Source organism: Clostridia bacterium, assembly GCA_012841935.1.
In the GTDB taxonomy this organism is placed as follows: domain Bacteria; phylum Bacillota; class Peptococcia; order DRI-13; family DTU073; genus DUTS01.
This window is the reverse complement of sequence record DUTS01000050.1, coordinates 1-10,268: the sequence shown is the minus strand read 5'-3', so window position 1 is coordinate 10,268 and position 10,268 is coordinate 1. Positions and strand designations below refer to the sequence as shown.

General features: G+C 36.9%; 14 protein-coding genes. 12 read left to right on the top strand and 2 right to left on the bottom strand.

Annotated features, from left to right (window positions below; all coding sequences use genetic code 11):
• Nucleotides 1-116: 116 nt before the first annotated feature.
• The 10 genes from GX687_03020 to GX687_02975 all read left to right on the top strand — a co-directional run bounded on the left by GX687_03020 (nucleotide 117) and on the right by GX687_02975 (nucleotide 8,117).
• Nucleotides 117-827 carry a DUF2344 domain-containing protein gene (locus GX687_03020; GenBank protein ID HHX96421.1) on the top strand — a complete coding sequence of 237 codons (711 nt, stop codon included), beginning with the start codon at nucleotides 117-119 and terminating at the stop codon, nucleotides 825-827.
• Nucleotides 828-850: 23 nt separating this feature from the next.
• Entirely contained in the window at nucleotides 851-2,083 is a 1,233-nt protein-coding gene (locus tag GX687_03015; protein ID HHX96420.1) for an Rne/Rng family ribonuclease, read from the top strand.
• A 27-nt stretch (nucleotides 2,084-2,110) separates the two neighbouring features.
• Nucleotides 2,111-3,502: an aspartate kinase gene (locus GX687_03010; protein HHX96419.1), complete on the top strand. Its 1,392-nt coding sequence runs from the start codon at nucleotides 2,111-2,113 to the stop codon at nucleotides 3,500-3,502.
• Nucleotides 3,503-3,652: 150 nt separating this feature from the next.
• Nucleotides 3,653-3,967 carry a 50S ribosomal protein L21 gene (rplU, locus tag GX687_03005; protein HHX96418.1) on the top strand — a complete coding sequence of 105 codons (315 nt, stop codon included), beginning with the start codon at nucleotides 3,653-3,655 and terminating at the stop codon, nucleotides 3,965-3,967.
• The gene (locus tag GX687_03000; GenBank protein HHX96417.1) at nucleotides 3,964-4,311 is read left to right on the top strand and encodes a ribosomal-processing cysteine protease Prp; all 348 of its coding nucleotides are present in this window, start codon (nucleotides 3,964-3,966) and stop codon (nucleotides 4,309-4,311) included. The genes rplU and GX687_03000 overlap by 4 nt, the downstream gene beginning before the upstream one ends.
• The gene (gene rpmA, locus GX687_02995; protein ID HHX96416.1) at nucleotides 4,308-4,583 is read left to right on the top strand and encodes a 50S ribosomal protein L27; all 276 of its coding nucleotides are present in this window, start codon (nucleotides 4,308-4,310) and stop codon (nucleotides 4,581-4,583) included. The genes GX687_03000 and rpmA overlap by 4 nt, the downstream gene beginning before the upstream one ends.
• A gap of 47 nt (nucleotides 4,584-4,630) precedes the next feature.
• Nucleotides 4,631-5,119 (top strand): hypothetical protein, encoded by a 489-nt coding sequence (locus GX687_02990; GenBank protein ID HHX96415.1) that lies wholly within the window; start codon nucleotides 4,631-4,633, stop codon nucleotides 5,117-5,119.
• 16 nt (nucleotides 5,120-5,135) lie between these two features.
• Nucleotides 5,136-6,407, top strand: coding sequence for a GTPase ObgE (gene obgE / locus GX687_02985; GenBank protein HHX96414.1), 1,272 nt, complete (start codon nucleotides 5,136-5,138; stop codon nucleotides 6,405-6,407).
• 98 nt (nucleotides 6,408-6,505) lie between these two features.
• Complete coding sequence (locus tag GX687_02980; protein HHX96413.1) at nucleotides 6,506-7,420, top strand: metal-dependent hydrolase; 915 nt, start codon at nucleotides 6,506-6,508, stop codon at nucleotides 7,418-7,420.
• 61 nt (nucleotides 7,421-7,481) lie between these two features.
• On the top strand, nucleotides 7,482-8,117 hold the full coding sequence (locus GX687_02975) for a hypothetical protein (GenBank protein ID HHX96412.1): 636 nt from the start codon (nucleotides 7,482-7,484) through the stop codon (nucleotides 8,115-8,117).
• 14 nt (nucleotides 8,118-8,131) lie between these two features.
• On the opposite strand, the gene GX687_02970 is transcribed toward GX687_02975, so the two are convergent.
• Together GX687_02970 and GX687_02965 are read right to left on the bottom strand one after the other, a co-directional pair.
• Nucleotides 8,132-8,404: a DUF1657 domain-containing protein gene (locus GX687_02970; protein ID HHX96411.1), complete on the bottom strand. Its 273-nt coding sequence runs from the start codon at nucleotides 8,402-8,404 to the stop codon at nucleotides 8,132-8,134.
• Between the two features lie 64 nt (nucleotides 8,405-8,468).
• A complete protein-coding gene (locus GX687_02965) occupies nucleotides 8,469-8,741 on the bottom strand; it encodes a YqhV family protein (GenBank protein ID HHX96410.1) in 273 nt (90 codons plus the stop codon).
• 97 nt (nucleotides 8,742-8,838) lie between these two features.
• On the opposite strand from GX687_02965, the gene GX687_02960 reads away from it, so the two are divergent.
• Together GX687_02960 and GX687_02955 are read left to right on the top strand one after the other, a co-directional pair.
• On the top strand, nucleotides 8,839-9,291 hold the full coding sequence (locus tag GX687_02960; protein ID HHX96409.1) for a DUF441 domain-containing protein: 453 nt from the start codon (nucleotides 8,839-8,841) through the stop codon (nucleotides 9,289-9,291).
• A gap of 55 nt (nucleotides 9,292-9,346) precedes the next feature.
• A partial coding sequence (locus GX687_02955) for an MFS transporter (protein HHX96408.1) occupies nucleotides 9,347-10,268 on the top strand: 922 nt, incomplete at its 3' end.

The window sequence follows — 10,268 nt, the reverse complement described above, 5'->3', positions numbered from 1 at the left end:
TTCGTTGTACCCGAAGTTAAGCCCTTGGACTGTTATATCAAACAGCGGTAGGTTTTATCCGAAACTGGACAGGAAGAACAGGGAAACAAACAGAACTTATAGAGTTTTATAAGGTTTTGGCAACGGTGATAAGAACAATGCTTTATTGTTTACAATATAGTAAAGAAGCGGTGGTTCGTTTTTTATCTCATTTAGATTTAATGCGGGCTTTGGAAAGGGCTTTTCGTCGTGCAGGTCTTCCTCTTGTTTTTTCAAAAGGATTTAATCCCCAACCGCGTATTTCTTATGCTGGGGCACTTGCCGTAGGAGTGACTAGTAGTGGAGAGTATTTGGATGTGGAATTAAAAACGGAAATTTCTCCCCAAGAAATTAAAGAAAGGCTTAATCGTTTTTTACCTGCTGGTATTAAAATTAAAGAAGTCGTGCCGGTAAAAAAACGGCAAAAAAGTTTAACCTCTTTAATCAATTTAGCTCGTTATGAGCTTACTATTTTTTCCGGAGATTTTTCGGAAAATGAAATAGCTCAAGCTGTTAAACAAATACTTGCTCTTGATTCCTTTTTTATTACGCGTCAAAGTAAAAAAAGGCAGCGGAAAATTGATATCAGGCCGGGTATTTTTGATCTGTGGGCATGTTCAGACCAACAAAAATTATCTTTGTTTTTTGATTTGGCTGTCGGGGGGGAAAATCAGGTACGGCCACAGGAAGTATTGGAATTGGCAAAAAAATATTTATTTTTGAATGAAGATGTTAGCTGTCAAATAAATCGCTGTGGACTTTATATTTTTGAAGCAGGCAAGTTATATACACCATTGGAAAAATCGTAAAGCCCATTTAGGGAGTGAAAATTATGTATCGGGAGATTTTAGTAAATGTAACAAATGGGGTTACCAAAGTAGCAGTTTTGGAAGAAGGACAAGTAGCGGAAATTTATGTGGAACAGGGTGGTGATGAACGAATTATCGGTAATATTTACAAAGGAATAGTTAATAATGTTTTACCAGGTATGCAGGCGGCCTTTGTAGATATTGGCTTGGAAAAGAATGCTTTTTTATATGTACAGGATTTAAGTAATTGTCCGGCTAATGGGTCAGTTAATATTTGTGATTTGGTTAAAGAAGGACAAGAAATTGTGGTACAGGTAAAAAAAGAACCGGTAGGTGGTAAAGGGGCACGTGTTACTACCAAACTTACTCTCCCTGGGCGTTATTTGGTGTTAATGCCTCATGTTGCACATATAGGGGTATCTCTGCGTATTGAAGAACAAGTTGAACGTGAAAGACTGACCCAAATAGCTTCAGAGTTAAAACCGGAAAAAGCAGGTTTGATTGTGCGGACAATTGCGGCTGGGGCTTCTCCCGAGGTGTTTAAACAGGATTTAAAAAGTCTTTTGAAACTTTGGCAAAAGATAAAGCAGAGAATGGCAAATTCTTCTGCTCCCACACTTTTACATCAGGATTTAAGACTTATTCCTAGGGTTTTGCGTGATTTATTTAGTGAGGATGTGCAGAAATTAAGAATTAATTCTGCAGGTGTAAGTGAACGTATTCTCACTTATTTAGATGTTTTTGCCCCCGACCTAAAACAGCGTGTTGACCGCTGTGATACTCAACAGCTTTTTGATAAATATCATGTTGAAAAAGAAATAAAACGTTCTTTAAATAGAAAAGTCTGGTTAAAGAACGGTGCCTATTTAGTTTTTGATCAAACTGAGGCTTTGACGGTAATTGATGTTAATACTGGTAAATTTATTGGTGCCTCTAATCTTGCTGATACGGTTTTTAAAACTAATTGTGTAGCTGCTCGAGAAATTGTTAGACAGTTGCGGTTGAGAAATATAGGTGGTATTATTATTATTGATTTTATTGATATGGACACAGAGGAACATCGCCAAAAAGTATTAGATATTTTAGAAAATGAATTAAAAAAGGATCGCGTAAAAACATCTATTTTAGGTTTAACTGCTTTAGGTTTTGTGGAAATGACACGGAAAAAAATTAGACCACCTTTAACTAATGTTTTAGAGGAAAAATGTCCTTTTTGTGATGGCAAAGGACGTGTTGCGGCCACTTTCGAAAATTAAATACTTTTCAGGTAGGGAGTTGATTTGATGTTAACCGTAGAAAAAATTGGTGGTACCTCGATGTCACAATTTCGCCATGTTTTGGAAAATATTATTCATTTACCTGGAGAAAAAGAATTTCGTTATGGTAGGGTTTTGGTTGTCTCAGCTTATGGTGGGGTAACTAATTTGCTTTTGGAAGATAAAAAAACTGGTGCTCCGGGTATTTATACTTGGTTTGTAAATAATGAAAATTATGAAGATGAATTAGATAAGTTACATCTGCACTTACGTGAAATCAACACCAAGTTTGAGGAAATTGGTTTAAATTTGGTAGAGGCTAATCTTTTTTTGAAAGAACGTATTGAGCAAACTAGAGCTTACTTAAATAGTATGGAAAAAGTAATTTCCTCGGGATATGTGGGACGGAAAAACATCTTTTTGGCTGCACGTGAATTATTAGCTTCATTGGGTGAAGCCCATTCAGCCTATAATACGGTAAATATTTTGAAAAACAGGGGAATAAAGGCCCAGTTGGTGGATTTAACCGGTTTTCATGATCCTACTGGTTATACTATTGATCAAAGAATTAGCAAGGCTTTTAGTAAAGTGGATTATCGGAATAAAATTGTGGTAGCTACAGGTTATACGCGTGGGGTGGAAGGAATTATGCGTGAATTTGATCGCGGCTATTCTGAGGTTACTTTTTCAAAAATTGCCGTCTTATTAAATGCCGATGAAGCAATTATTCATAAAGAATTTCATTTATCTTCGGCAGATCCGTTGATCGTGGGTCCGGAAAATACAATTATTGTTGGGAATACAAATTACGATGTGGCTGATCAATTGGCTGATGTAGGTATGGAAGCTATTCATCCTAAATCTGCTAAACCATTGGAAAGGGCCAGTATTAATTTAAGAATTAAAAATACTTTTGATCCACATCATCCTGGAACCCTGATTAAGAAAGATTATGTAGGTCGGGAATCTAAAATAGAAATTATAACTGGTTCAGATGAAATTATAGTTATTGAAATTCATGATTCATCAATGGTGGGGCAAGTAGGTTTTGATTATGAAATTATGAAATTATTCAAGGCCCATCATGTTAGTTATATTATGAAGGCTACTAATGCCAACAGCATTTCTTTGGTTATTTGGGAAAAGGAATTAAGTACAGGTTTGGTACAGGATTTAAAAACTGCATTTGAGTCAGTTAGAGTTGAAAAAATGGCTGTAGTTTTTTTGATTGGTTCTAATATTGCTCAGCCTGGTGTGTTAGCTAAGGCAGCAACAGTTTTAGCTAATGAAGGTATTAATATTCATTGTATTTCACAATCTCTGCGTCAAGTAAATATTCAGTTCGTTATCGAGCGGGATTTATATCGTCAGGCTGTGATTAGTCTTAATCGGGAATTATGTTGTAATCATGGTAATTAATGCCATATGTGAAAAATAAAAATTGACTTTTGTTTAAAAATATGATATTCTTCTTATGTTCTAGGCAGTTAGCCTGCCAAACCGCTCAGCTCGGGTTAAAAAGCATGCTGCTACCTTGGAGATGGCGAGTCTAGGTGAGGAGGTATTTGTATGTACGCAATTATTAAAACTGGTGGGAAACAGTGCAAGGTTCAAGAAGGAGACATTTTTAATATTGAAAAGGTACCCGTAAAAGAGGGCGAAACTTTTCAAGTTGAACATGTACTAGCTATTGTTGATGGTGATCAGATCGCTCTTGGTACACCTTATGTTGAAAAGGCTAAGGTTGTTTTGAAGGTTTTGGAACATGGTAAAGATGAGAAAATACTCGTTTTTAAACACAAGCCTAAAAAACATTATCGTAAATTGTATGGCCATCGGCAGCCTTTTACTAAAGTTGAGGTGGAAAAAATAGAACAATTATGATTTATGTTTCTTTTTATTATCACGAAAAAAAAGTTAAAGGCTTTGTGGCCCGTGGACATGCCCAATATGCTCCCCATGGCAAAGATTTGGTCTGTGCGGCTGTTTCCGCACTTACTCAAACTGCGGTTCTTGGTTTAAAAGAGGTTTTAACTACTGAGCCTTTAGTTAATATTAAAGAAACAGGTTATTTAGCTTGTTGGCTGCCAAAAGAAATAACTACTGGGGAACTAGAAAAAGTCGAACTATTATTAACTACACTTTATTTGGGATTGGAAGCTATTAAAAAGAATTATGGTATGTATTTACAGGTTGAAAAGAGGAGGTGGAGACCATGTTTGAAATGAATTTACAATTATTCGCCCGTAAAAAAGGAATGGGTAGTTCGCGTAATGGGCGTGATAGTCAGGCACAGCGCTTGGGTCTGAAGCGTTCAGATGGTCAATTAGTAAATGCCGGCAGTATTTTGGTTAGACAAAGAGGCACAAAAATTCATCCCGGCCATAATGTGGGTTTGGGTAAAGATGATACTTTATATGCTTTAGTAGATGGTTATGTAGCTTTTGAAAGAAAAGGAAAAAGTAAAAAGCAAGTTAGTGTCTATTCAACCGTAGTGTAAAAAGCCCCGGACCCTGCCGGGGTTTTTTAATTTGGGGAGGTGGCGAAGTGCAGGTTGAGTTGTTAAAAAAACTGTTAATGGTACATAGTACTATGCGGCATGATTTTTTAAATGAACTGCAAGTAATTGGTGGTTATTTGCAATTAGGTAATCTTTCGCGAGCACGGAAATATTGTCAGCAGGCTTGTCAGACTGTGCAAAATTATAATTTATTAAGTGTGCTTCCTTCCCCTTATTTACAGGCATTTTTTCTTTGGTTAAAAAGTGAGTGGCAGCTTTCCGAACAGTTTTTCCATTTCGTGAAAGAAATTACTTGGACTTATTGGGAGGAATTTCAAGAGGAGACAGCAGTCTGTTTGTTATCCATTTTTTCACAAATAACTAAATCTCACGTTTTTCAAATTGAGGCTGTTCAGCAGGGTAAGGGATTAAAATTAACGTTTTCTGGTGACAAGCTAGTTTCTCCAAAGGTAGATACTGTTAATGTGGAAATAAAAACAGTCGGTTGGCAAGAATTTATCATTTGTTTAAAATAAAAGTGTGGTGAAATTTATGTTTTTTGATTATGCTCAAATTTACGTTCAAGCAGGTGATGGTGGTCAGGGCATGGTGGCTTTTCGTCGTGAAAAATATGTTCCTATGGGCGGTCCTGCCGGTGGTGATGGTGGTAATGGAGGTAATGTTATTTTACGAGCCGAAGAAGGGCTTTCTACTTTAGCTGATTTTCGTCTCCGTAAACATTTTAAAGCTCCTGCTGGTGAAAATGGTAAAGCTAAAAATATGCAGGGAGCGGCTGGACAGGATTTAATTATTAAAGTACCTGTAGGTACAGTTATTAGATTGGCGGCTAATGGAGAAATTGTTGCTGATTTAAGTCAACCTGGGCAAACCTTTGTAGCTGCACAGGGTGGTAGAGGTGGAAAAGGTAATGCCCGTTTTGTTACATCTGTAACTCGAGCACCCCGTATTGCGGAAAATGGACAGCCAGGTGAAGCTAGATGGCTGCTTTTAGAATTAAAATTATTAGCAGATGTTGGTTTAGTAGGGTTTCCCAATGTCGGTAAATCAACGCTTTTGGCTCATGTTTCCTCTGCTAAGCCTAAAATTGCCGATTATCATTTTACGACACTGCAGCCGCATCTTGGTATGGTTAGTTTGGATTATGAAAATAGTTTTGTCATGGTTGATATTCCAGGATTAATCGCTGGGGCAAGTGAGGGTGTTGGTTTGGGACATCAATTTTTGCGGCATATCGAACGAACCCGTTTGTTGCTGCATGTTTTGGATATGTCGGCCTCAGAAGGACGCGATCCTTTAGAAGATTTTCAAATAATAAATGAGGAATTGGAAAAATACAGTCCTCATTTAAAAGCTAGACCGCAAATTATTGCGGCTAATAAGATGGATTTAACCGGTGCTCAGGAAAATTTAAAGCGTTTTCAGAAAAAATGGGCTGATCAATACGAAATTTTCCCTATTTCGGCGATCACTGGTCGAGGTCTAAAGAAAATGTTATGGCGTCTTGCGGAATTACTTATTGATTTGCCGCCTCAGCCTTTAATCATTCCTAAAGAGGAGCTGTGTCAGGTAAAAGTAGAAAAAAAGGAGCCTTATCAAATAGAATTGGTTGATGGGATATGGGAGGTCACTGGTTCTGAGGTCGAAGCTTTGGTACAAAAATATAATTTACAATATGAAGATAGTATGCGTTATTTCCTTGTGGCTTTAAGACGTTTAGGAGTAGAGGAGGCACTGCGTGAAAAAGGAATTAAAAACGGGGAAACGGTAAGTATTTATGGTTGGCAATTTGAGTTTCTCGATTAGTGGTAAAGATTCCCGCTTAATAGCTATAGTTACCCATGCTATAATAAGGCTCGGAGGTTTTAGACCTGCGAGTTTTTTTATGGAGTGGAGGAAATACTGTGGATCCGTTAACACATGGATTAGTTGGTATGGCTTTGGGTTTACAAAATGGGGGTTCTCTTTCTTTAGCTAATGGTACCTTGGTAGCTAGTGTAATTGGCAGTCTTTTGCCTGATGCTGATATTGTTTTTCAAATCAGAGGTGATTATGCCTATTTAAAACAACATCGGGGTTTTTCCCATTCCCTACCTACTGCGGTAGTGGCAGCTGCCCTTACTGGTTGGGTATTAACTTTTTTTTATCCTAATTATGGTTTTGGCGGACTTTTCGCCGGGGTTTTAGTAGGTTTTTTATCCCATTTATTTTTGGATTTATTAAATTCTTATGGGGTGAAAATTTTATGGCCACTAAGTCAGCGAAAATACACTTTAAATTTATTGCCCTTATTTGACCCTTTTTTAGTACTGATTTGTCTTTTAAGTAAACAATCTGTCTTTTGGGGGTTGGTGGGATTTTATTTAGGTGGGCGTTGGTTGTTAAAAAAATGGGCTGAGAAAATTTTACGTACTAGGTTTTTTCCGGAAAAATGTTTGTTTTCTTTAAATGTGCTGCCTGCTAGTGCTAATCCTTTGCTTTGGGATTTTATTTTAGAAACGGAAAATAAGTTTATTGTAGGCAGTCTCCATTTAGCTAAGGGCAGTTGTCAGATCTTTCGAAAGTTGGTACGTGTGCGTGAAGATTTGGCGGCTATTTTTCAAAAAACTCTTTTGGGGCAGTTGTTTAGGGAATTTACACCTTTTTATCATTTCTATGTGGAAAAAGAAGATGAAAAATTGGTTTGTCGTTTTATGGATTTAAGGTATCGTGTTCAAGACCGTTTTCTGCATAATGGTACTTTAGTAATGGATTCACAGGGCAGAGTAATTAAGGAAATATTTCAACCTTATAGTCCTGCTCATGTAATTTCATTATGAATTCCTTTAGAAAAGTATTTGTAGGGCATACTATTAACAAATAGTATTTAAGGAGTCTGGGATGCCCAAAAAAGAATTGTTTCAAAAATTGTACCTGGCAGAATTGCGCAGCCGTTTAGCCTCTGTATCTTTGGGGGAATTATTATTAATTTTGAAAAATGTTGTTTTACCTGCTGGTAAGTTAAGAGAACATAAGGATAATTATGCCCTGGTTGCTTATGCACAGAAAACCTGGGCTTTTATTTATCTAGATATTTATGGGGAAGAAGCTCTCAGTTTGTCTGAATTGTTATCTGCTATTCGGCAATGTCAAAGAAGTAAGTTAAAGTTAATTAAGGTTTTTGTTCCGGGTGAATTAGCTTTTTCCCCTAAAGAATTAACTTTTTTACCTGCAGAAATTGATTTGGATTTATATTTTGGGGAACGATTTTGGTCTTTGTTAGCTGCTACCTCTTTAGCACCTAATGTGACTATGTTAAGGGCAAGGGCCGCTTCTACACCTAGGCGTTTGCAGGTAATTAAGCAGCAGATTTTGAAAAAAAGACGTCAGCGGGGTTATTTAATTTACGGAGTTTGTTTGTTAGTTATGGCCAGTTTGCAATTGGGGAATTTTTATTTAAATGTGGTTTCTGGTTTGTTTTTATTATTTTTGGCTCTTCTAGTAGGTATTCAAAAAGGGGAGACTGCTGTAAAGTAGTCTCCCCTTGGTGGTTAATATTGCGTAGTGTTCATGTCCTCATGTTGGTTTTCATGTTGTACACCTTGTTGGATTGCACTTTCGAAGACTTTATATTGGGGTTCTTCTTGTTCGATATAATTACATCTAGCCTTCATGCCTTGACAAATAGATTCAAGCTGCTGTGAGTATTCGGCAAACATTTTTTTTGCGGTTTTGTCTTCAGTTTCTAAGGCAAATGATTTTAAATCAGCACAAGCAGATTCCAAGGAAGCTAAAGTCTGGTGCATTTGTGTTCCTACAGTCAATTTACCACCTCCTGCGTGATCTTCCGGCCGGCATTTTTATTGTGTGCTAAAGCAAAAATATTATTCATATTTTATTTATTCCCCAAAAAATTAACAGTACACCACTTAAAATAATTAACATTTTTTCCAAAGAGACTTGGGAACTGATTCCTACTAAACCTAAGGATGTAACGGTAATCATAATTAAAGGTCCGACTAAAGCTAAGACACTGTTAATTTTTAGGGCTGTTTCCACACTGCGAAAATGAAGCATGAAAAATCCTGCTGTGATTTCTAAACATCCGGAAAAAATTCTTAAACAACCCATCCAAAAAGCCATGGATAAAATAGGGTGCATTTTTTTCACCTCTAGAGAAATCTATGCTAGGGAAAAGGTTTTAAGAATGTTAATTTTGGCATAGGTTTTTATGAGACGTTTTTCGGGAGGGAAGTTAATGTGGGGTGAAACAGGATTAATTTTTTTAATTATTATTGGTATTTTGGGAAAAGCCCCTTTAATCGCGATTGCGGCCTGTATTTTAATGGTCTTAAAATTATCTCACCTCACTCATTATTTTCCTTTGATTGAGCGGCGGGCCTTAGAAATGGGGTTGCTTTTTTTAATGCTTTCTGTATTGACACCTTTGGCTCGGGGTAAATTTTCTACATCAGAATTAAAGGCCGGGCTTTTTTCGGGAATCGGTTTGTTTGCTTTTTTAGGTGGTGCTGTGGCTACTCATTTAAATGAGGCAGGTTTAAGTTTATTACAAGCTCATCCGGAATTATTGTTTGGTTTAATTATTGGCTCCTTAATCGGAATTATTTTTTTGGGGGGAATTCCGGTGGGTCCCTTGATGGCGGCGGGTTTAGCAGCTCTTTTTATAAAAATAATAAATTTTTGGCGATAATTTATTATTCCGGGGAAATACTAGTGTGGAGATTACTAGTCAAAAGGAGTAACTAATGTCCACTAAAAAAATGTTCCCTGGTTTAATTTTATGTGGGGTGCCTTTTCTAATGGTTCTAGGTAATTCTATGTTAATTCCGGTTTTACCCCAAATGAAGGCAGCTCTTTCACTTTCTCAGGTTCAGGTTGGTTTAGTAATTACGTTATTTTCCGTACCAGCGGGTGTTATAATTCCTTTATTTGGTTTTTTATCTGATCACATCCGGCGTAAACCAATTATTATTATTTCTTTGATTATTTATGCTTTGGGAGGATTATTGGCGGGATTTGTGGCTGCAGCCGGATGGAAAAATGCTTATTTTTTTATTATGATTGGTCGGATTATACAAGGCATTGGGGCTGCGGGAACCGCCCCTTTAGCGATGGCCTTGGTAGGAGATTTATATCAAGATAAAATGCGGGGTAGGGTACTAGGTTTTTTAGAAGGGGCCAATGGTTTGGGTAAAATAGCTAGCCCCATTATTGGATCTTTAATTGGTCTTTTAGCATGGTGGGCGGTTTTTTTTCTTTTCCCCTTATTGTGCATTCCTTTAATTTTGGGATTATGGTTTGGTATTCAAGAACCTGTTAAGCAAAAAGAGGCTCTTTCCTTTACAAGATATGGAAAAGATTTAGGGGAAATTTTTCAATGTAAAGGTTTTGCTTTACTTGGGGCCTTTTTGGCTGGGGCTACAGTCTTGTTTGTTTTATTTGGTTTACTGTTTTATCTTTCTGATTTTTTGGAAGTAAAATATCAGTTGGAAGGGGTAAAAAAAGGTTTAATTATTGCTATCCCGGTTTTAGCAATGACTATCACCTCTTCATTGGTAGGTTTTTTTATTACTCGTTCAGCCGGATTATCTAAAATATTGGTTTGTTTGGGCTTGGGTTTAGTAAGTGGGGCCTCTTTTTTATTAGTTTTTTTCAAGGAAAGGGCTT

What these genes read in the sequence shown, in the direction of transcription:
- GX687_02960 (HHX96409.1), top strand. Translation starts at nt 8,839, where the DNA reads ATGTGGGGTGAAACAGGATTAATTTTTTTAATTATTATTGGTATTTTG.
- GX687_02975 (HHX96412.1), top strand. Translation starts at nt 7,482, where the DNA reads ATGCCCAAAAAAGAATTGTTTCAAAAATTGTACCTGGCAGAATTGCGC.
- obgE (HHX96414.1), top strand. Translation starts at nt 5,136, where the DNA reads ATGTTTTTTGATTATGCTCAAATTTACGTTCAAGCAGGTGATGGTGGT.
- rpmA (HHX96416.1), top strand. Translation starts at nt 4,308, where the DNA reads ATGAATTTACAATTATTCGCCCGTAAAAAAGGAATGGGTAGTTCGCGT.
- GX687_02965 (HHX96410.1), bottom strand. Translation starts at nt 8,741, where the DNA reads ATGCACCCTATTTTATCCATGGCTTTTTGGATGGGTTGTTTAAGAATT.
- GX687_03010 (HHX96419.1), top strand. Translation starts at nt 2,111, where the DNA reads ATGTTAACCGTAGAAAAAATTGGTGGTACCTCGATGTCACAATTTCGC.
- GX687_03000 (HHX96417.1), top strand. Translation starts at nt 3,964, where the DNA reads ATGATTTATGTTTCTTTTTATTATCACGAAAAAAAAGTTAAAGGCTTT.
- GX687_03015 (HHX96420.1), top strand. Translation starts at nt 851, where the DNA reads ATGTATCGGGAGATTTTAGTAAATGTAACAAATGGGGTTACCAAAGTA.
- rplU (HHX96418.1), top strand. Translation starts at nt 3,653, where the DNA reads ATGTACGCAATTATTAAAACTGGTGGGAAACAGTGCAAGGTTCAAGAA.